Origin of the sequence: Butyricicoccus porcorum (genome assembly GCF_002157465.1) — a bacterium.
GTDB lineage: Bacteria > Bacillota > Clostridia > Oscillospirales > Butyricicoccaceae > Butyricicoccus_A > Butyricicoccus_A porcorum.
Map to the genome: position 1 here is coordinate 57,771 of NZ_NHOC01000008.1, position 19,587 is coordinate 77,357.

The following is a 19,587-nucleotide window of genomic DNA, read 5'->3' on the forward strand; positions in this document are numbered from 1 at the left end:
AAATGTGCGCTTCCGGCTGGAAACGCACATTTTCTTTTTTTCAGGTTATGCAAGGGCAAGCAGCTGATACAGCATGCAGGCCGCCTGCGCGCGGGTTGCCTCCGCCTGCGGATTGATCCGGACAACATCGTCCTGCCCCAGATCACCGCTGATAATGCCTTCACGCATCATAGCATCCATCGCAGTCTGTGCCCAATCGGATATCTGATCCGCATCCGGCATTTCCGACGGTGTGACCGTTTCGACAACATCCTTCTTCATGATCTTGTTCTGATAGCTGTACAGCATGACCGCCAGCTGTTCGCGGGTAATGGTATCATTCGGGCCGAATGCACCATAGCCATAGCCGTTGGCAATGCCATTCGACACCGCCCAGCCAATGTAATGATTGTACCAAGAGTTCGGATCGACATCATAGAACATTGCGCTTGCAGAATATTTGCTGACATCCTGTCCGGATGCCGCCGCAAGCAGCGTAACCGCTTCCGCACGGGTAATGCTGTCCAGCGAACCGAACGTCCAGCTGTTCTTACCACTGATGAGGCCACGGCGGGTCATGTCATAGACCTTGTCATAGAACCAGTCGTACGGACGCACATCCTTGAACCAGATGGCGCGCACCAGCGTGCTCTTCTGCTGCTGCCAGTTTTCCGGGCGAATAATGCCGTCCTGCGCAGTCATAGAGATCGTCGCCTTATTTTTGGCAACAAGTGCGCCGTTTTTGCTCACGTCGTTCGGCGTATAGAAATTACCCGCCTGAATGTACACCGGCCCATCCTGCGCGTAAATCGCGTCATCATAGGCACTGATTGCCGCACCCATGACATTGACCTGCGCATCAATGCAGTTGACGCCCGCATCGTTCGCCGATGAAATCGTCATGTTGTCCAGCACAAGTACCGGCCGACAGGTGCGATCCATCGATTCCACCCAGATACCGCTCGCATACGGCGAGCCGACCGTCGCCTTTGAAGTGCATCGGATTGTGCCGTCACGGATGGTGACCTTTGGCGCAACCGATCCACCGCCCGCGATATAGGAAAATCCCGGCGAATTTGTGGTCGATTCATAAATGGTGTGATCGTTCAGATCAATGGTAATGTTGAACGATGCTTCACAGCTGCAAAACAGCGTGAGCTCCTCGTTGGAAATATCACGCAGGATTTCAATGGTCTGTCCGTCCTGTACTTTCTCCAGCGCTTCCCACAGCGTGGTGTATTGGGTCGTCCCAATCTGTGCCTGCGGCTCCACTGCAAACGCGCCTGCCGCTGCGGGCAGAAGCAGCGCCGCCGACAAAAACAGGCTCCCCAGCCGTTTTGTTATTTTGTTCCGCATTTTCAAAGATACCTCCTGACATTGTTGTTTTTCATCCCCCACAGGGAATCCTTTCCAATATTGTAACAGATTTTTACCGTTTTGTAAACGTTTTGTTACCTTTTTGTCAAAACAAAACCGTCGGCCGAGACCGACGGTTTTGAAATTCCATATCAGCTCTGTGCTGCAAATTTAAACATTGCGCTCAGCATCGTGCAGATTTGTGCACGGGTTGCATTGCCCTTCGGCAGGAGCTTGACGGTATCCTTGTCCTTGCTGCCAGAGATAATGCCCTCCATAAGCATGGTCTGTACGGCAGTCTCCGCCCAGGTTGCAACCTGATCGCCGTCGGGATAGACAGGAACCTCAACGACCTGTCTCGGCTCAATGTTCAGGATATTTGCCTGATACTTATACAGCATGACACAAACTTCCTGACGGGTAATTGACGCCGTCGGCGCGAACTTTCCGTTTCCGGTACCGCTGACAATGCCGTTATCATATGCCCATTCGATCTGGCGTACAGACCACGCATGCGTGACATCGCTGAATGTCTTTTTGTTTTCATACGCACTCAGGTCAGCACCTGCCGCACTGGCCAGCATAACTGCAAACTGCTCGCGGGTAACGTTTTTGGCCGGGCTGAATGTCCAGACATTACCGTCGCCGCTGACGACGCCCCGGTTTGCCATCTCATAGACATAATCGTAATACCACGGATTCTTGCCATCCGCACCCGGCTGGACATCCTGGAAATTTGTAACCGACAGGCTCATCGGCAGGGTGGTCTTCCAGTCTGCCGGGCGGACAACTGCCGGTTCACCCGCTGTCGTGACACGCGACATGTCCAGTTCTATATTATCATCGTCAATCCACTGATACGAAGCAATCACGCCATCATCGCTGTCGGTTCCGGTCGCGTTAAAACTGCCGGCGAGCAGGTTAATCGTCGAATCCTCGGCATAAATCGCATCACCAACGCCGGTGACATTCGCCTGTACATCCAGATTTGCGCCGAAGCAGTTGATGCCTGCCTCGCCGTCTGCCGAAACAGTCATATTGCGCAGCGTGACCGTCGTCGGCGTAGAAGAATCGAGATCCATCACACAGATGCTGTCCACCTCTGTGCCGCTGGCAGAAATCGTGCCGTTTTTCAGCGTGACTGACAGGTTTCCTGCGCCTTCGTCCGCAGCAATCAGCAGGGCATCATCTGCATTGCCGGAAGCAGTGATCTTTTTTCCGTTCAGGTCGATGGTAAACGATTTGGCAGATGCGCTCTCGTGGATGTAAGCAACACCTTTTCCTTCCCCGCCCCAATACGACTCGGTACTACTGGAGACATTTTGCAGCAGTACGATGGTCTGTCCGTTTTTGACCGCTTCAAGCGCCTTGTTCAGCGTCCTGTATCCGGTCGAATTGATTTTTGCTACATCTCCTGCTGCAAAGGCGCCTGCGCTCATGCCGCACAGCATCGCTCCGGTCAGCACTGCTGCACCGATCTGTCTGAATATTCGTTTCATATGTACCTCCGTTCTGCTTTGTACCAAAACCATGCAGTATCTGCGCATTTTACCCAAGAAACGCCGTTTATTTTGCGTTCTGTTGTAAATTTTAACACTATAGTTCCCAAATTGCAACCCCGTTTCAGCAATTCGGCTGTCCGCGTTCATATATTTCCAAAAAAATCAAAAACACCTGGCTGCATTGCACAGCCAGATGCTTTGATCTAGTCCATTGTCGGTGACGCTTATATCCGTCCTTTGACGGCATCCCAGTATGCTTTCGCACGCTGTTCCGTCTTGTTCTCGCCGTAGTCATAATAGTGTGTGCCGCGCAGCGTGTCCGGCAGGTACTGCTGCCCGACCCAGTGGTTCGGATAGTCGTGTGGGAATCGATAGGCCAGCCCATGTCCAAGCCTGCCCGCACCGGAATAATGGCTGTCCTTAAGATAGTCGGGCACCTCGCCCGCCTTGCCATCACGGACATCCTGCATGGCCGCGTCAATCGCGCGGATGCCGCTGTTTGACTTAGGCGCAGTCGCAAGTAAAATTGCCGCATCTGCGAGCGGAATGCGCGCCTCCGGCAAACCGAGCTGTGTTGCCGTATCCACGCACGCCTTAACGATGGAAATCGCCTGTGGATATGCCAGTCCGACATCCTCCGCTGCAATGACCAGCAGGCGGCGGCAGGCGGAAATCAGATCGCCCGCCTCGAGCAGCCGGGCCAGATAGTGCACCGCTGCATCCGGATCAGAGCCGCGGATAGATTTTTGCAGGCCGGACAGAATGTCATAATGCTGGTCGCCGTCGCGGTCATAGCGCATCGCGGAGCGCTGTGCCGCCTGTTCGGCATCCGCCAGCGTAACCGTACCGCCGCGTGCCGCCTGTGCCAGCAGCTCAACGGCATTCATCGCCTTGCGCACATCGCCGCCACAGGAGGAAGCAATGTGTGCACACACTTCATCTGAGACAGACAGGGAAGGGTCTGCCAGTGAAAACGCCCGGCGCACTGCGGGCTCAACCTCCTCCGCCCCGACCGGACGGAATTCAAACACCGTGCACCGGCTGAGAATTGCACTGTACACATAGAAATACGGGTTTTCTGTCGTAGAGGCGATCAGGGTAATCCGTCCATCCTCGATAAATTCCAGCAGTGACTGCTGCTGTTTTTTATTAAAATACTGGATTTCGTCCAGATAGATGAGCGCGCCGTTGGGCGCAAGCATCGTGCCCAGCTCGTCAAAAATCTGCCGGATATCGGAAATGGACGCCGTGGTGGCATTGAGCCGGTACAGCTTTCGCTCCGTCTGTCCGGCAATGATCGATGCGACCGTCGTCTTACCCACACCCGACGGCCCGTAAAAAATCATATTCGGAATGCTGCCGCTCTCGATGATCCGGCGCAGCAGGCCGGATTCTCCCAGAATATGCGGCTGGCCAACCACATCCGCCAGTGTGGTTGGGCGGATACGGTCGGCCAGAGGCTGAAATTTCATATTGTCTTCCAAACAAATCAGTACAGCGGGAACTGCTTGCAGATCTCGCCGACACCGGCACGGATTTCGTCTGCCTTTGCGTCAAAATCAGTGATTGCCCAAGTGATAAACTGTGCAATCTTGTCCATCTCCGCTTCCTTGAAACCGCGGGTTGTGACAGCCGGGGTGCCCAGACGGACGCCGGAGGTGACGAACGGGCTGAGCGGTTCATTCGGAACGGTGTTCTTATTTGCGGTGATATAGACCTCATCCAGACGGTTCTGAAGTTCCTTACCGGTGACATCGGTACCGCGCAGGTCAACCAGCATCAGATGGTTATCCGTGCCGCCGGAAACGAGGTTGATGCCGCGCTTCATCAGGCCTTCTGCGAGTGCCTTTGCATTCTTGGCAACCTGGGTCTGATATTCCTTGAACTCCGGCTTGAGTGCCTCGCCGAAGCAGACAGCCTTGGCAGCGATGACATGCATGAGCGGGCCGCCCTGAGTACCCGGGAAGATTGCCTTGTTGAACTTCTTCGCCAGATCCTCGTTGTTGGTCAGGATGCAGCCGCCGCGCGGGCCGCGCAGGGTCTTATGAGTCGTCGTGGTGACAACGTCGGCATATTCCAGCGGATTCATGTGCAGACCTGCTGCAACCAGACCAGCAATGTGTGCCATATCGACAAACAGATATGCGCCGACTTCCTTTGCGATGTCCGCAAAGATATCGAAACGAATTTCACGCGGATATGCGGAAGCGCCTGCAATAATCATCTTCGGCTTGACTCCCTTTGCCCTGTGCGCGCAGGGCATCGTAATCGATGTAGCCGTTGTCATCAACGCCATATGCTACGATGTTGTACAGCAGGCCGGACTGGTTGACCGGAGAACCATGGGTCAGATGGCCGCCGTTGTCCAGCGACATGCCCAGAACGGTGTCGCCCGGCTTGCACAGTGCCTGATAAACGGCCATGTTTGCCTGTGCGCCGGAATGCGGCTGTACATTGGCAAACTTTGCGCCAAACAGCTTGCAAACGCGCTCGATTGCCAGATTCTCGGCAATATCAACGCACTCACAGCCGCCATAGTAGCGCTTTCCCGGATAGCCTTCGGCATACTTGTTGGTAAGAACGGTACCCATCGCTGCCATGACGGTCGGGGAAACGATGTTTTCCGACGCAATCAGCTCGATGTTGCGGCACTGACGGTCATATTCCTTGCGGATTGCTGCACCCAGCTCAGGATCCATGCTGGTGACAAACGCAATATTTTCTTCAATTCTCTTGGCTTCGGACATGCTGAATACTCCTCCATAAAAATCGGGCTTGAATCAGTTTTTCTTCTTCTATTAAAACAGGAAATTCTTCTTTTTGCAAGGCACATTTCCCCTTTGAGCAGTTTTTCCCTTTAATGCAGTAAAATTTTCGTAAAGTTGTCGATTTTTTGTGCAGAATTTGTGATACAATACATATGTTCCGGGCTATATTTGACCCACTGACCAAATTCGATCTGATAAAGGAGACCATTTATGCTGACGCCAACCGAACGCGCCGAAGCTGCCGTCCGCCTGCTCGAACAGGAATATCCGGACGCAATCTGCGCCCTGCAATACAAAAAAGATTATGAACTGCTGTTCGCCACGCGCCTGTCCGCCCAGTGCACGGATGCGCGCGTCAACATTGTAACAAAGGAGCTGTACACCCGCTTCCCTTCGCTGGAATCCTTCGCCGCCGCAACTCCGGACGAAATTGAAGCCATCATCCGCCCGTGCGGCCTCGGCAAAACCAAAGCACGCGACCTGCACGCAGCTGCCCAGTATCTGCTTGAGCACCACGACGGCAAAGTGCCCGGCACCATGGAGGAACTGCTCAAAATTCCCGGCGTCGGACGCAAGACTGCCAACCTCATCCTCGGCGATCTGTACGGAAAGCCCGCAATCGTTGCAGATACCCATTGCATCCGCCTGTCCAACCGCATCGGGCTGGTGGACGGCATCAAGGAACCGGGCAGACTGGAACGCGCGCTGCGTCCCATTGTTCCGCCCGCCGCGTCCAACGACTTCTGTCACCGTCTCGTGCTGCATGGGCGCGCTGTTTGCACCGCGCGCAAGCCGATGTGTGACAAATGCTGTCTGCGTGAAATCTGCAAAACCGGCAGCGAAACCACCTGACCATCGAAAAAAACGCCGTCATTCACATTGCCGTGAATCCGGCGTTTTTTTCACACCTATATCTATAGCCAAAATCGATACATGCAGATTTTCCCATAGGATTGCAGCTTTTGTTTCTGACCGGGTCAAAATCCGGACAAAATCCCTGTACCCGCACCCCCGCAGCGCTGCAAAACGCACAGCATGTAACCTGACACGTTTCAGAAATAATTTACCGCGTTGTCGTACGTGCTCCAATTATCGCGTAAACTATGCTGGGAGTGGTGAATTTGGACAAACAGCATCAGCAAAAGTATCAGCAGCTCGGTCTGAACATTGCATATTATCGCAAACAGTGCGGTATGTCACAGATCAGGCTGGCAGAGCGGGTCGGCATCAGCCGCACCCATATGAGCCGGATTGAAACCGCTGAGTGCGCCGTTTCACTCGACGTCATCTTTTCTATCTGCGCCGTTCTGGACATTTCCCCCGACAAGCTGTTCGATTTCAGGCAATAGGCGCACACAGAAACAGGGGCGGATGCAATGCATCTGCCCCTGTTTTTCTGTCCTCACAGCCGTGTTTCTATTTCCTCGTCTGCGGAAACGCAGAGTGTGCCGAGCGGCTCCACTGCGTCAAATTTTTCTTTATTGGCCTGATAAATCATCAGCAGACCCTCGAGTGTCAGGTTTGCATCGACATGCGTGATGATATCGCAGTACTGCGCCATCATACGACCCATGCCGCCGGTTGCAACAACGTTGCATTTGCAGCCCATTTCCTCCTGCATCTCGCCGACAATGCCCTGAATTGCGCCCGCATAGCCGCGCACAGCACCCGACTGCATGCTCATGACGGTATTCGTGCCAATGGCCTTGTCCGGACGCACGATATCGACACGCGGCAGCTTGGACGCCTTCTGAAACAGCGCCTCCATGGAAACCTTGATGCCCGGATAAATCGCGCCGCCGCGATAGGCACCGTCCTCGTCGATGACATCAAACGTTGTCGCCGTGCCGATGTCGATGATAATCAGCGGGCTTCCATATTTTTTCACGGCGGACACCGCGTTGACCAGGCGGTCAATGCCGACCTCCTTCGGATTGTCATAGCAGTTGACCAGTCCCGTGTCGATGTCCTTTCCGACAATCAGCGGCTGCACGCCGATATATTTGCGAATTGCGTTAATCAGCGTATACATGACCGGCGGCACAACCGACGCAATGATAACCGCATCGGTGTCCCTTGTATCCAGCTTGAGAAAGCTGTAATACAGATGAATTTTCATGCCGATCTCATCCGACGTGCGTTCCGCCGTTGTGGACAGACGGAAGCTGCCAATCAGCTCCTCCCCGCGATAAATACCAAAAACTGTGTTGGTGTTGCCAACGTCAATCGCCAGTAACATATCTCTCGATCCCTTCTCCTGTGTTGTTCTGCGGCATTCAGCGTTTCTGATCCAGATAGATGATCTCCGGCTGAATGTCCGTTTCCTCGATCACCAGCCGCAGATAAGACGGCGGTGCAGCAACATATGGCAGGCTGATGCTGCCCGGATTGGCGATCAGAATGCCCCCATCCCGATCAATTTCCGCTTCATGTGTATGTCCATACAGCGCCATCTGGCAGTCATGTCTGCGCGCAGCAGCTGCCAACGCCTTTGTATTGCGGCGCACACCGTACAGATGCCCGTGCGTCAGGAACAGCTTCACCTGTCCCGCGCAGACAATCAGATTATCCTGCACGTCCTGTGCGCGCCAGCCATAATCGTTATTGCCCCGGACGTTATACACCTTCAGATCCGGATATACCGAACGAATATCGTCTGCATCGTCGACCACGTCGCCCAGATGCAATACTGCGTCCGGCTTTTCCTCGTCGATAATAACAAGCATGTCCGAACTATTCCGGCGGTGGGAATCGGAAAAAACGATCAGTTTCATCATAATACCTCCTTCCACACCCCTGTCATGTACGCAGTATATCTGAGAACCGTCCATATGGCATTTTTACGATATGAACCATTCTCAGATATGCTATCAATGAATATACACTATTTTTTTCTGAAAGTCAAAGAACAATTGACGCAGCTATGGCGTATACTGCAATGAACACGGCTGCGGCAGTGGCCGCAGCACACGCAGATACAGGAGGCTATTCTCATGCAGCAACGCGATATGGAAGAACTGATGCGTCGCATCTCGCGCGAAACCGGAAATCCCGACGCGGCACAGGCTGCCGGACGTATGCGCGACGCGCTGAACACACCGGAGGGACGGCGGGCCGCCCAAAAGATTCTGGAGGGTCACAGCAGCTCGCTGGAAAACGCCGCCCGCATGGCACAGGCGGGCAATCTGGAAGGCGCAAAGCAGTCCGTACAGGAGCTGCTGCGCACACCGGAAGGTGCACGGCTTGCCGCACAGATTGCGAAACTGATGGGGCGGTGAGCCATGGAATCCTCCGATATGCTCGCCTCCCTGCTGAATGACCCGGAAACCATGCAAAAGCTGGCGGGCATTGCATCCCAGCTGATGGGCAGCACAGGCGCATCGGGTGATACGCCGCCTGTGCCGGAGCAGCCGGAGCAATCGGAGCCGCCGGCACAGGCAGAGCTTCCCGCCGCAGGCGGGGATGATCCGACTGCTGACTTCATGCTTCGGGCACTGCCCGCAATTTCCGCCATCGCCCAGAGCAGCCGCCGCCCGGTCTGTCCGGAGCGCACTCAGCTGCTCGACGCACTCCGGCCATTTCTCTCGGCGCAGACCTGCGCACAGATCGACCGCGCCGAACACATTCTGTCCGCCGCGCGCATGACACAGGCCGCCGCAGGACAGCTTCTGCCACAGCTGTACCAGAGGGAGGTCTGACCTGTGTACAACCGTTACCTGCAAAACACCTGCCCGCATGAGCCGCAAAAGCAGGAGCCGCACCGCGACTGCGACTGTGCGCCCCGCCGGGATGACCGCAGCGACTGCAAACAAAAAGACAGCAGCGGGGGGGGCTGCTGTCTTCTCTGAGTCATCTGCTTGGCGGCGGAGAGGGTGGGCTCGGCAGGCTGCTGGATGACAACACCCTGCTCGTCCTGCTCATTCTGCTGTTCCTGTTAAAAGACGACGATGGCAATATCGACCGCGATCTGCTCATCCTCGCGGGCGTTTTCCTGCTGGTAGGTCTGTAATGTGTTTAAAATCCTTCGCGGCGCACCAGCTGGTACAGCAGCGCGTTGACAATCGCTGCTGCGACATTGCTGCCGCCCTTGCGCCCGCGCGCCACGATATACGGCACACCGGATTCCTGAATCAGCTCTTTCGATTCAACCACATTGACAAAACCGACCGGCACACCAATCACCAGTTCCGGCGACAGTGTCCCCGCATCGACCAGGCGGCGGATTTCAACCAGCGCGGTCGGCGCATTTCCAATCGCAAAAATCAGCGGTACATCCAGCCCGGCGGCGCGTTCCATTGACACGGTGGAGCGCGTCACGCCGCGTGCCTTTGCCTCTGCCGCGACGTCCTCGTCCGCGACAAAGCAGTGCACCTCACCGCCGAACTGTGCCAGAATCTTTTTGTTGATGCCCGCTTTAACCATATTGGTGTCGGTGACGATGTGCGCGCCGGCCTCAATTGCCTTGCGTGCGCGCGCAACGGCACCCTCGGAAAACACCAGATTGTCCGCATATTCAAAATCGGCGGAGGTGTGGATCACGCGCTTGACCACCGGTGCAATGTCCGGCGGAAACGTGCGGTCCCCCAGCTCCTCCGTGATAATGGCAAAGCTGCGCTTTTCAATATCTGCCGGTTTTACATATTCCATCTTGCTCATATCTGTCACCTTTCTATCCCGCGGCGCGCCGCGATGCCCTGTTCATACGGATGCTTGATTTTGCGCATCTCTGTTACATAACCCGCCAGCTCCAGCAGGCGGTCAGACGGGTTTCGTCCGGTCATCACGACCTCCAGTCCCTGCGGCCGGTGAAGCAGCAGGTCGATCAGATGCTCCTCGTTCACCATACCCGTGCTGCATGCCGCCATGATCTCATCCAGCACCAGCAGCCGCAGGTGCTCCGTCTGTGCAAATGCCTGATCGAGCAGCGCCGTGTGGTCGCGCGCAGCCTGTGCGCGCTCCTCCGCATTCATCTGAAATGTGAATTTTGTGCCCTGCTTGGCGCGCAGCAGCTCCACATTTGGAATGTTCTGTATTGCGCACACCTCGCCGGTCTCACCGCTCTTCAAAAACTGCGCAATGCGCACCGCATACCCGCAGCCCGCGCAGCGCAGCGCCAGGCCGAAGGCACAGGTCGTCTTGCCCTTGCCGTCGCCGCAGTAAATATGAAGTAAACCCTGTTCCATCTCATTCTCCATTCAAAATACGGTAAACCGCCTGCATATCCAGCGCACCGCGCACCGCATCCGCGAGCGCGTCATACTGCTGCTGCTTGTATGCCTCGGTATCAAAACCGCGTATATCCGCATCTGACAATCCCCGGCGCGCGAGCAGTGCGGAAACCAGTGCTTCGCTGACCGCCTCGCGGTCGAAGATGCCGTGCACATATGTGCCGCAGCAGACACCGTTCTGCGCGCCGTCTGCGACCGGCGTTTCGCCGCGCGTGAGATGCGTCAGCGGTCTGGCACCCGGTTCATACGTCGTCTCACCCATGTGGATTTCATAGCCGTCGAACGCCGTACCGGACAGGCCGGACAGCACACCGTCCACAGCTTCAAATGTACCGTGCACCTGCGTCGTCGCCTTGTCCGCACAGAATACCGTATGTGTCGGCAGCAGTCCCATACCATCCATCGTGCCGCCTGCCTCGACGCCGTCCGGGTCGGCCAGTGTCAGGCCCATCATCTGATATCCTCCGCATACGCCGAACACAGGATTGCCCGCCGCGGCATGCTTCCTGATCTCCGCCTCAATGCCGTTCTGCCGCATCCATTTGAGGTCATCCATCGTATTTTTGCTGCCCGGGAGCACAATCAGATCGGGATTTTTCAGTTCCTGTGCGCGCGAGACATAGCGCACCGACACGCCCGGCATGCGCTCGAGCGGAGCAAAATCAGTAAAATTGGAAATGCGCGGCACGCGGATGACCGCGATATCGATGAGTGCTGCCTGCCGGTCAGCATGCAGCCGCTCGGACAGGCTGTCCTCGTCATCCAGATCAAGATACAGATACGGTACAACACCGACAAACGGAATGTGCAGGCGCTGCTCCATGAGCTCCAGCCCCGGCCTTAAAATATCCACATCGCCGCGAAATTTATTGACAATCAGGCCCTTGATGCGGGCGCGCTCCTGTGGTTCGAGCAACTCCACCGTGCCGTACAGCGACGCGAACACGCCGCCGCGGTCAATATCGCCGACCAACAACACCGGTGCGTCCGCCATCTCTGCCATACCCATGTTGACAATATCATTTTCCCGCAGGTTGATTTCTGCCGGGCTGCCCGCCCCTTCGATGACAATAACATCATACTCGGCGGCAAGGCTATTGTATGCCTCCATGATATCCGGTACCAGCTGCTTTTTATACGCATAATATTCCTTCGCGGGCATCGTACCGCGCGCTTTGCCGTTTACAATCACCTGCGAGCCGCAATCGCTCGTCGGCTTGAGAAGGATTGGGTTCATGCGCACATCCGGCGCAATCCCGGCGGCCTCCGCCTGCATGACCTGTGCGCGCCCCATCTCCGCGCCGTCCGCCGTAATAAACGAATTGAGCGCCATATTTTGTGATTTAAACGGCGCAGCACGCAGGCCGTCCTGTTTGAAAATGCGGCACAATGCCGCGACTGTCAGGCTCTTGCCCGCGTTGGACGTCGTGCCCTGCACCATGATTACCTTTGCCATTGGTCTGCCCCCTCCTTTTTCTCTGATACAGAATCCTTCAGCTCCCGCAGCGCATGCAGCAGCACAAAATTTTCCGCCTCTGTGCGCACCGCTACGCGGAACCAGCGCGCATCCAGTCCCTCAAAATTCGCGCACGAACGGATCAGAATGCCGCGTGCGCGCAGGCGTGCTGCAAGATTCTCGATGATATCGTTGCGGAACAACACAAAATTTGCCGCGCCGGGGATCACCGAAAAGCCCAGCCCGCGCAGGCCGTCTTCCAGCTGTGCGCGCTGTTTCGCGATATATTCCCGCGTGCGCACAGAGTATTCCGTATCCTGTGCCGCCCGAATGCCGCATTCCTGTGCGACGACGGATACCGACCACGGTGCGCCCGCATCGTACATGCGATCAAGCAGGCCGGTATCGGATGACAGACAGTAGCCGACCCGTATCCCCGGCATGGCATACATTTTGGTAAACGACCGCAGCAGCACCAAATTGCGGTGTTCCGGCACACAGTCGGTCATGACAATCTTTTCCGGCTCGTCAGGAAAATCATGGAAACACTCGTCGACAATCAGCGTCGCGCCGACGGCCGCACAGCGTTCCATCCCTTTCTTCACCAGCCATTTGGGAATGACCCGTCCGGTAGGATTGTTTGGATTGCACACAATCACCGCATCGATGTCCGGTATGAGTGCGTCCCAGAAGTCCTCTCTCAGGTCAAAATTATCCTGCTCGCGCAGCGGAACGCGGACAAGTTCACTGCCTGCCAGCGCTGCCGCCTGTGCATATTCCCCAAAGGTCGGCGCGGGCAGCAGAATCTTTTTCGGTTTCAGGGCGAGCAGCAGCCGGAACAGCACATCCGCTGCGCCGCCGCCGCAGAACACCTGCTCCACTGTCACGCCCTCCCGCGCGGCAATCGCCGCGCGCAGCCGACGGCACAGCGGGTCTGGGTAATGCCCACTGCGCGCAAGCGCCTCCTGTGCCGCGCACAGAATGCCCTCCGGCATGCCGAGCGGGTTGATGCTGGCGGAAAAGTCCAGCGGCTCTCCCATCAAATCCTCAGCGTAAATATCGCCGCCATGTCGGTTTTCCGTCATCTCATCGCTCCTGCCTTTCAAAAAATCGTCACAAGTGCCGCGCGCAAAGCGCACAGCAGAATAACTGCCAATACAGATGCCCACATCATCAGCCGGTTGGTGCGCACAATGTCTTCCGGCTCAATCGGCCGCCGTGCATCGCCCAGCGTCGGCTTTTCATACAGCTTGCCGAAATAATACGCATTGCCCGCCAGCTGTACGCCAAGCGCACCCGCACAGGCGGACTCCGTCTGCGCCGAATTCGGGCTGGCATGCCGCAGCCGGTCGCGCCGGAAGCAGCACCATGCGCCGTGCGCATCCAATCCCGCAGGCTTCGCGCCCAGCACAAACAGCAGACCGCTGAGCCGCGCCGGAATAAAGTTCCACACATCATCCATTTTGGCGGAAAACCGTCCGAAATACAAAAATTCGTCGTTTTTATAGCCCACCATCGAGTCGAGCGTGTTGACTGCCTTATAGGCAAAGCCAAGTGGTGCACCGCCCAGCAGCAAAAAGCACAGCGGCGCGATCACGCCGTCACTCGCGTTTTCCGCGACGGTCTCCACCGCCGCCTTGGTCACCTGCTCTGCTGTCAGCTCCGCGGTGTCTCTCCCGACAATCCACGAGACATATTTGCGCGCGCCCGACAGATCCTGTGCCTTCAGCGCATGATACACGCGCAGCGCAGCGACCTTGAGCGACTTCGCCGCAAAAATCTGCCAGCAGAACACCGTTTCCAGCGCAAACCGCGCGACGGGATGAATCAATCCCGCGATATACAGCAGCGCAAATGGAATGAACCACGACGGCACAACCACGAGCGGCCACAGAAGCACGCCCGCCCAGAACTGTCCGCGCGGCGTATCCGGAAACCATGCGCGCAGGTGCTTTTTCCAGAAGGAAATCATCGAGCCAATGCCGCAGATCGGATGCCACAGTCGTTCCGGGTCGCCGAGCACACAGTCAATCAGAAAGCCCAGCAGGACTGCTCCAACAATGCTCATGGTTCCCCCTTGATGCACTGTGCGATGCCACAGGTCAGGCGATACACACGGTCCGCCTGCGCCGCGATGTCACAGCACAGCCGCCCGGTTTGCTCTCGCCATTCGCGCTCGCCCGCGTCCAGCGGCACAATACCACAGCCCAGTTCCGTACAGACGACAGTCTTTCCCAGAAACTCCGCCGCCTGCGGCAGCGGGGCGCCTGTGTCCAGCGCCTGCCGCACAATATCCTGTAAATTGTCCACAACGCCGGCCTCCGGCGACAGCGTGCGCGCAAATGCGCTTTTGCCCTGTGCCATCCCGCCGACAATTAAAATTGTCATGATTTGTTTCTCCTGTTATGTACGTCACCGCAGGCACAGCCCGCCGATAACGGCTGCGGCCAGCGTGATGGTCTCGCATACGGTGATGCACATGCCGCACAGATCTCCCGTGATGCCGCCAAAAATTTTTTTGCATTTGCGGATATGGTACGCAAAGAATACCAGCACCGCGCCGACTGCCAGCACACCGAACCGGTTCCCGGTGACCGCAAGCACCGCCGCGCATGCAAACATCCAGACACACATGACGCGCGCCACGATTTTTTTATCCGCATGATCGGAAAACAGCCGCGCCAAACCGGAGTCCTTCGCACAAGGCTGCGCGACGATCATGTGTCCGCCGCATGCACGTGCCATGGCATAGCCCGCGCCGAGCAGAGCGGCACAGCGCGGCGCGTCATACAGCTGTGCGAACAGGCCGAACTGCACCAGCAGCAGTACCAGCAGCCACAGCACACCGAATGCGCCAACATGTGGGTCTTTCAAAATAGCCAATCGTTTTTCTCGGTCGCCATACGAGCACAGTGCATCGCACGTATCAGTAAAGCCGTCCAGATGGATGCCGCCCGTCAGGATAACCGGCACCAGCACCGCCCCCGCCGCATACAGCATTGCGTTCAGCCTCCATGCCTGTGCCAGCCACAGCCAGCCGAGCTGGCACAGCCCGACCAATACGCCGATCAGCGGCAGAAAAATGAGCGCAAAGCGCATGGTATTCTTTTTCCATTCTACCTGCGGCAGCGGCAGCGCCGAATACAGCCCGAATGCCACCAGCAGTCCGCTCCAAATATCACTCAAAATCTGCGCTCCCTTTCCTCATCACCGGAATGCCGCACACGCTCTCGACCACCACATCCGCCCGCTGCGCGAGCAGCAGATTGAGCTGTCCAAGCGCGCGCAGATATGCCATTGTGCCCGCGTCATACGTGCGCCCGTCGGAAAAAACTTCATTGGTCACGAGAACCACATGGGGACAGGCCTCTGCCAGCGCGTCCACGCCGGACAGGATGCTGTTCTTCCAGTTCTCCCCCGCGCCGTCCGGCGAAAACAGCTCGTTCGCCAGCGCGTTGCTCATGCATTCAAACAGTGCGGCTTCATACCCCGCCGGGACGCGCAGCCGGTCAAACCGCTTCGCATGCTCGAGCGTGTCAAAGCCCTTGCCCGCGCGCAGAGCGCGATGGCGCGCAATGCGCCTCTGTGCCTCCTCACCAGATGGCTCCATTGCCGCGACATACAGCATTGGCCTTCCGTTCGCAAGGCGGCACACAATATCCTCCGCACGCGCGGACTTTCCGCTCGCCGCGCCGCCCGTCACCAGCACCAGCATCTCTTACACCAGCGGCACATACGCTTCGATATTGCTGTCATCGAACGTATTGCCATTGTAGTACAGTGACGCCGCCATGTCCAGCGGCCCGAACAGGCACACTGCACCCGTTCCCTCGCCCAGTGCCATATGTGCGTCGATCAGCGGATGTACGTCGAGCGCCTGCTCAATCAGTACGCCCGCAGGCTCCGCCGTGTGGTGCGACGGAATGAGGTATTCGCGCACGGTCTCGCACATGCGCACAGCGCACAGTGCCGCCGCGCCCGAAATCACGCCGTCGATGAGCATCGGTAACCCGCACGCTGCGCCGCCGAGGAACATACCGGTCAGGCCGCAGAGATCAAAGCCGCCGACCTTGCTCAGGATATCTACCGGGTCGTGCTGATCCGGCTGCCATTTTTCCAGCGCCTCCGTGACGACGCGGATTTTCTTTTCGAGACCGGCGGTTGTCAGCCCTGAGCCGCGTCCGGTGACCAGCTCTGCCGGGGCGTGCAGCAGCGCCGCGACAACTGCCGCTGTCGTCGTCGTATTGCCAATGCCCATTTCACCGGTCGCAACAATGTCATAGCCCTGCTGTTTGCACCAGTACGCGGTTTCGATGCCGACCTCAATCGCCCGTACCGCCTGTTCGCGCGTCATCGCCGGTTCTTTGTACAGATTTTTCGTACCATAAGCGATTTTCCGGCGCAGAATGCGATCACCTTTGACCTCGCGCGACACGCCGATATCCACCGGAATCACGTCTGCCCCCGCCGCACGCGCCATATGGCATACGGTTGATGTACCGGCAGACAGGCTCTCAGTGATGATCGCCGTGACCTCCTGCCCGGTCTGTGAGATGCCCTCTTCGACAACGCCGTTGTCCGAACACATCACGACGACACATTTGCGGCGCAAATTCATACGCGCCGTGCCGCGGATGCCCGCAATCCGAATCAAAAGATCCTCCAAATCGCCCAGGCCGTGCAGCGGCTTGGAGAGGGAATCCCAGCGGTATTTTGCCCGCGCCATCGCCTCGCTGTCCAGCGGTGCGATCTGTTTTAACGTCTGTTCCAGCGTCATGCTTCTGCCTCCTCGTGATATGTCCGGCATGCGGACAGGAAGTTCTGCGCCGCGCGCACACTGCCCGCAAAATGGAAATGCGGATATCCCGCATGTACTGTTTGTGTCGCTTCCACGCAGTCCCAGCTGCGCGCCCGCAGCGGCTTCTGCGCGCGGAAGCTATTCCCCTGCCGCTCGCTCTGCGCATAGTGAAATTCATGCGCATGCAGGCGTTCTCCCGCCGCACACAGCAGGGAATCGTGCTTTGCTGTCAGCGTAACATAGCCGAATTGCTGTAATTTTTTCGTCATGTGCGCCGCGCCGCCGCAGATGCCTGCCATCGGCACGCCGTCCAGTGTATCATGCAGCAGCAGAAAGCCGCCGCATTCCGCAACGGTCGGTACGCCGCGCTGTACTGCCATGCGCAGCTCGTCCAGCAGCGTGCGGTTTTCGCCCAGCTGCTGCGCATACAGCTCGGGATACCCGCCGCACAGCAGCAAACCATCGATATGCTCCGGCAGGTGCGCATCGTGCAGCGGTGAAAACGGCACAAGCTGCGCACCCATCTGCGTGAGTACATCCAGACTGTCCGCATAATCGAAGCAGAACGCCTCATCACGTGCCATGGCGATGCGCAAGCCGTCCCCGCAATGCGGGTACTCCGGCTGAGTATCGTCCAGCGCAGGCGCGGTGCGCGCCAGCGCCAGCACCCCGTCCAGATCGATACCCGCGCGGGCGTGACCCGCGAGCACCTGCATTTTCTGCTTCAAGTCCGTGATCTCACCCGCCGTGACCAGTCCGAGATGGCGGCTCTCCACCGCACAGCTCTCATCGCGCGGCAGTGCGCCGTAAACGGTCAGACCGGTGTGCTGCTCGACAATATTCGCATAGTAATCCGTCATCGACGGAGAAATACCGTTGAGAATCACGCCGCGAATGGTATTTTCTTCAAAATTCAGATAACCGCGCAGCAGCGCTGCAAGTGACAGCGACATGCCGCGCGCGGACACGACCAGTACCGTCGGGGACTGGGTGAGCCGTGCGAGATCGGCGGTGGAATTTTCGCTCGAGGTGCCGCCCAGCCCGTCATAATAGCCCATCACGCCCTCAATGACGGAAATGTCGCCCGCATGTTTCGCCAGCAGGCGCGGGACGGTATCCCGCCCGCACAAAAACGTGTCCAGATTGCGTGAACGCGCACCGATGATGCGGCTGTGGAACATCGGGTCGATATAATCCGGCCCGCACTTAAATGCCGCCGTGTCCATCCCGCGGTCAACAAACGCCTGTAAAATCGCACAGGTAACCGTTGTCTTGCCGCAGCCGCTGCCCGTGCCACCGATCACCAGCCGCGGCGCCGCCCTCACAGGTTACCTCCGATCAGGTAAACAGGATTCTGCGCCGTCATCATGTGATAGCTGCCGACCGCACGCGCGCGCGATACCTGCACGCAGGAAATTTCCGGCTGTATGCCGGCATCTGAAAGCGCCTGCATCGCCGCATGGACGGTTTCCAACGCAATGGCAGAGATGACCATGCGCACGCTGGGGTTTTTCTCCAGCAGTGCGCGCACGATGTCCGGCAGATTGCCCCGGCTGCCGCCGATAAAGGCACAATCCGGTGCGGGCAGGATGTCCAACCCCTCGGGCGCCTTTGCCGCAACCGCCGTCACATGGTAATTGCCCGTCTGCACGCGATTGCGCGCGATGAGCTCCAACGCGTCCTGCTTGCACTCTACCGCAAAGACCTGTCCGCGATTGGCGCGCCGCGCCAGCTCCATCGACACTGAGCCGGTACCCGCGCCGATGTCATAGACGGTATCCGCCGGGTGGACTGCCAGCAGGTCGCACGCCAGCCAGCGTACCTCCTGTTTGGTCATCGGCACCTCGCCGCGCACAAAATCGCTGTCGCGCAGCGGGCGCGATATCTCCGCCGGGCAGTCGTTTTCGACCAGCATCACGCTGAGATCGGCAAAATTCAGCCGGGAAAGCTCCTCCGGCGAGCCGGAAACCATGCGCTCATCCACTGCACCGAGGTTTTCCCCGACATGCACGCGCACATGGTTCAGCCCTGCATCTGCAAGCACCGCACACAGCGCGTCCGCGCGGAATTTCCCGCCGGTCAGCGCAAACACCTTGCGGTGGCAGCTGACTGCGCCGAGCAGTCCGCCTTCTCTGCCGTGCATACTGAGCAATACGGCGTCGTCATACGAGGTGCCCAGCTTCGCGCAAAACACCTGCAAGCTGCTCATGCCGGGCAGGATGCGGACGCGCCCATGCGCGCGCAGCTTTGCCGCCAGTGACTTTGCCGCGCTGAAAAATCCGGTGTCGCCGCTGAGCAGGATGGCAATCCTGCCTTCACAGGCGCACGCACGCTCTGTCAGCTGTGTGAGCGGCACGGCTTCGATATCGCGGATGCCGGACAGTCCGTCCGCCAGACGCGGCGTCGTAAGCACGATATCCGCGCGCGCAATTTCCTCCCGCGCCTGCGCGGTCAGCAGGGCTTCACAGCCCATGCCCGCGCCAATCAGAACAAATTCCAT

The 19,587-nt window shown here is 57.7% G+C and carries 20 protein-coding genes and 1 pseudogene; 4 read left to right on the forward strand and 17 right to left on the reverse strand.

The window, feature by feature from the left end:
* Nucleotides 1-45: 45 nt before the first annotated feature.
* From CBW42_RS09900 to glyA, 4 genes and pseudogenes are all read right to left on the reverse strand, one after another.
* Nucleotides 46-1,335 carry an S-layer homology domain-containing protein gene (locus CBW42_RS09900; protein WP_087020747.1) on the reverse strand — a complete coding sequence of 430 codons (1,290 nt, stop codon included), beginning with the start codon at nt 1,333-1,335 and terminating at the stop codon, nt 46-48.
* A 152-nt stretch (nt 1,336-1,487) separates the two neighbouring features.
* The gene (locus CBW42_RS09905) at nt 1,488-2,834 is read right to left on the reverse strand and encodes an S-layer homology domain-containing protein (protein ID WP_165761131.1); all 1,347 of its coding nucleotides are present in this window, start codon (nt 2,832-2,834) and stop codon (nt 1,488-1,490) included.
* A gap of 227 nt (nt 2,835-3,061) precedes the next feature.
* Complete coding sequence (locus tag CBW42_RS09910; RefSeq protein ID WP_087020753.1) at nt 3,062-4,309, reverse strand: replication-associated recombination protein A; 1,248 nt, start codon at nt 4,307-4,309, stop codon at nt 3,062-3,064.
* A gap of 17 nt (nt 4,310-4,326) precedes the next feature.
* Nucleotides 4,327-5,584 (reverse strand): annotated as a pseudogene (gene glyA, locus CBW42_RS09915) (serine hydroxymethyltransferase).
* Nucleotides 5,585-5,815: 231 nt separating this feature from the next.
* Here glyA and CBW42_RS09920 point away from each other — a divergent pair.
* Both CBW42_RS09920 and CBW42_RS09925 read left to right on the forward strand, forming a co-directional pair.
* Nucleotides 5,816-6,457: an endonuclease III domain-containing protein gene (locus tag CBW42_RS09920; RefSeq protein ID WP_087020755.1), complete on the forward strand. Its 642-nt coding sequence runs from the start codon at nt 5,816-5,818 to the stop codon at nt 6,455-6,457.
* 269 nt (nt 6,458-6,726) lie between these two features.
* The gene (locus CBW42_RS09925; protein ID WP_087020758.1) at nt 6,727-6,954 is read left to right on the forward strand and encodes a helix-turn-helix domain-containing protein; all 228 of its coding nucleotides are present in this window, start codon (nt 6,727-6,729) and stop codon (nt 6,952-6,954) included.
* Nucleotides 6,955-7,007: 53 nt separating this feature from the next.
* Here CBW42_RS09925 and CBW42_RS09930 read toward each other — a convergent pair whose 3' ends face one another.
* Both CBW42_RS09930 and CBW42_RS09935 read right to left on the reverse strand, forming a co-directional pair.
* On the reverse strand, nt 7,008-7,844 hold the full coding sequence (locus CBW42_RS09930; RefSeq protein ID WP_087020761.1) for a type III pantothenate kinase: 837 nt from the start codon (nt 7,842-7,844) through the stop codon (nt 7,008-7,010).
* A 37-nt stretch (nt 7,845-7,881) separates the two neighbouring features.
* Entirely contained in the window at nt 7,882-8,379 is a 498-nt protein-coding gene (locus CBW42_RS09935; protein WP_165761133.1) for a metallophosphoesterase family protein, read from the reverse strand.
* 219 nt (nt 8,380-8,598) lie between these two features.
* On the opposite strand from CBW42_RS09935, the gene CBW42_RS09940 reads away from it, so the two are divergent.
* Nucleotides 8,599-8,883 (forward strand): hypothetical protein, encoded by a 285-nt coding sequence (locus CBW42_RS09940; protein WP_087020767.1) that lies wholly within the window; start codon nt 8,599-8,601, stop codon nt 8,881-8,883.
* Nucleotides 8,884-8,886: 3 nt separating this feature from the next.
* On the forward strand, nt 8,887-9,303 hold the full coding sequence (locus CBW42_RS09945) for a hypothetical protein (RefSeq protein ID WP_087020770.1): 417 nt from the start codon (nt 8,887-8,889) through the stop codon (nt 9,301-9,303).
* Between the two features lie 316 nt (nt 9,304-9,619).
* On the opposite strand, the gene CBW42_RS09950 is transcribed toward CBW42_RS09945, so the two are convergent.
* Genes CBW42_RS09950 through cbiE form a run of 11 tightly spaced genes read right to left on the reverse strand, consistent with a single transcriptional unit; the run spans nt 9,620 to nt 19,587 of the window.
* Complete coding sequence (locus CBW42_RS09950; RefSeq protein ID WP_087020773.1) at nt 9,620-10,261, reverse strand: precorrin-8X methylmutase; 642 nt, start codon at nt 10,259-10,261, stop codon at nt 9,620-9,622.
* A 5-nt stretch (nt 10,262-10,266) separates the two neighbouring features.
* The gene (locus CBW42_RS09955; protein WP_087020776.1) at nt 10,267-10,788 is read right to left on the reverse strand and encodes a cob(I)yrinic acid a,c-diamide adenosyltransferase; all 522 of its coding nucleotides are present in this window, start codon (nt 10,786-10,788) and stop codon (nt 10,267-10,269) included.
* Nucleotide 10,789: 1 nt separating this feature from the next.
* A complete protein-coding gene (locus CBW42_RS09960; protein ID WP_087020779.1) occupies nt 10,790-12,289 on the reverse strand; it encodes a cobyric acid synthase in 1,500 nt (499 codons plus the stop codon).
* Nucleotides 12,277-13,374 carry a threonine-phosphate decarboxylase CobD gene (cobD, locus tag CBW42_RS09965; RefSeq protein WP_087020782.1) on the reverse strand — a complete coding sequence of 366 codons (1,098 nt, stop codon included), beginning with the start codon at nt 13,372-13,374 and terminating at the stop codon, nt 12,277-12,279. The genes CBW42_RS09960 and cobD overlap by 13 nt, the downstream gene beginning before the upstream one ends.
* A 17-nt stretch (nt 13,375-13,391) precedes the next feature.
* Nucleotides 13,392-14,357 (reverse strand): adenosylcobinamide-phosphate synthase CbiB, encoded by a 966-nt coding sequence (gene cbiB / locus CBW42_RS09970; protein ID WP_087020785.1) that lies wholly within the window; start codon nt 14,355-14,357, stop codon nt 13,392-13,394.
* Entirely contained in the window at nt 14,354-14,677 is a 324-nt protein-coding gene (locus CBW42_RS09975) for a bifunctional adenosylcobinamide kinase/adenosylcobinamide-phosphate guanylyltransferase (protein ID WP_087020788.1), read from the reverse strand. Before CBW42_RS09975 ends, cbiB begins: the two co-directional genes overlap by 4 nt.
* Before the next feature lie 24 nt (nt 14,678-14,701).
* Nucleotides 14,702-15,475, reverse strand: coding sequence for an adenosylcobinamide-GDP ribazoletransferase (gene cobS, locus CBW42_RS09980; RefSeq protein ID WP_165761134.1), 774 nt, complete (start codon nt 15,473-15,475; stop codon nt 14,702-14,704).
* Complete coding sequence (locus tag CBW42_RS09985; RefSeq protein ID WP_087020794.1) at nt 15,468-16,004, reverse strand: bifunctional adenosylcobinamide kinase/adenosylcobinamide-phosphate guanylyltransferase; 537 nt, start codon at nt 16,002-16,004, stop codon at nt 15,468-15,470. The genes cobS and CBW42_RS09985 overlap by 8 nt, the downstream gene beginning before the upstream one ends.
* Nucleotides 16,005-16,007: 3 nt before the next feature.
* Nucleotides 16,008-17,066, reverse strand: a complete 1,059-nt coding sequence (gene cobT, locus CBW42_RS09990) for a nicotinate-nucleotide--dimethylbenzimidazole phosphoribosyltransferase (protein ID WP_087020797.1) — start codon at nt 17,064-17,066, stop codon at nt 16,008-16,010.
* Nucleotides 17,063-18,412 carry a cobyrinate a,c-diamide synthase gene (locus CBW42_RS09995; RefSeq protein ID WP_087020800.1) on the reverse strand — a complete coding sequence of 450 codons (1,350 nt, stop codon included), beginning with the start codon at nt 18,410-18,412 and terminating at the stop codon, nt 17,063-17,065. Before CBW42_RS09995 ends, cobT begins: the two co-directional genes overlap by 4 nt.
* A complete protein-coding gene (gene cbiE, locus CBW42_RS10000; RefSeq protein ID WP_087020803.1) occupies nt 18,409-19,587 on the reverse strand; it encodes a precorrin-6y C5,15-methyltransferase (decarboxylating) subunit CbiE in 1,179 nt (392 codons plus the stop codon). The genes CBW42_RS09995 and cbiE overlap by 4 nt, the downstream gene beginning before the upstream one ends.

Bases quoted from the DNA above. Each gene is read 5' to 3' on its own strand.
- CBW42_RS09900 (WP_087020747.1), bottom strand. From the start codon at position 1,335: ATGCGGAACAAAATAACAAAACGGCTGGGGAGCCTGTTTTTGTCGGCG.
- CBW42_RS09905 (WP_165761131.1), bottom strand. From the start codon at position 2,834: ATGAAACGAATATTCAGACAGATCGGTGCAGCAGTGCTGACCGGAGCG.
- CBW42_RS09910 (WP_087020753.1), bottom strand. From the start codon at position 4,309: ATGAAATTTCAGCCTCTGGCCGACCGTATCCGCCCAACCACACTGGCG.
- CBW42_RS09920 (WP_087020755.1), top strand. From the start codon at position 5,816: ATGCTGACGCCAACCGAACGCGCCGAAGCTGCCGTCCGCCTGCTCGAA.
- CBW42_RS09930 (WP_087020761.1), bottom strand. From the start codon at position 7,844: ATGTTACTGGCGATTGACGTTGGCAACACCAACACAGTTTTTGGTATT.
- CBW42_RS09935 (WP_165761133.1), bottom strand. From the start codon at position 8,379: ATGAAACTGATCGTTTTTTCCGATTCCCACCGCCGGAATAGTTCGGAC.
- CBW42_RS09940 (WP_087020767.1), top strand. From the start codon at position 8,599: ATGCAGCAACGCGATATGGAAGAACTGATGCGTCGCATCTCGCGCGAA.
- CBW42_RS09945 (WP_087020770.1), top strand. From the start codon at position 8,887: ATGGAATCCTCCGATATGCTCGCCTCCCTGCTGAATGACCCGGAAACC.
- CBW42_RS09950 (WP_087020773.1), bottom strand. From the start codon at position 10,261: ATGAGCAAGATGGAATATGTAAAACCGGCAGATATTGAAAAGCGCAGC.
- CBW42_RS09955 (WP_087020776.1), bottom strand. From the start codon at position 10,788: ATGGAACAGGGTTTACTTCATATTTACTGCGGCGACGGCAAGGGCAAG.
- CBW42_RS09960 (WP_087020779.1), bottom strand. From the start codon at position 12,289: ATGGCAAAGGTAATCATGGTGCAGGGCACGACGTCCAACGCGGGCAAG.
- cobD (WP_087020782.1), bottom strand. From the start codon at position 13,374: ATGACGGAAAACCGACATGGCGGCGATATTTACGCTGAGGATTTGATG.
- cbiB (WP_087020785.1), bottom strand. From the start codon at position 14,357: ATGAGCATTGTTGGAGCAGTCCTGCTGGGCTTTCTGATTGACTGTGTG.
- CBW42_RS09975 (WP_087020788.1), bottom strand. From the start codon at position 14,677: ATGACAATTTTAATTGTCGGCGGGATGGCACAGGGCAAAAGCGCATTT.
- CBW42_RS09985 (WP_087020794.1), bottom strand. From the start codon at position 16,004: ATGCTGGTGCTGGTGACGGGCGGCGCGGCGAGCGGAAAGTCCGCGCGT.
- cobT (WP_087020797.1), bottom strand. From the start codon at position 17,066: ATGACGCTGGAACAGACGTTAAAACAGATCGCACCGCTGGACAGCGAG.
- cbiE (WP_087020803.1), bottom strand. From the start codon at position 19,587: ATGGAATTTGTTCTGATTGGCGCGGGCATGGGCTGTGAAGCCCTGCTG.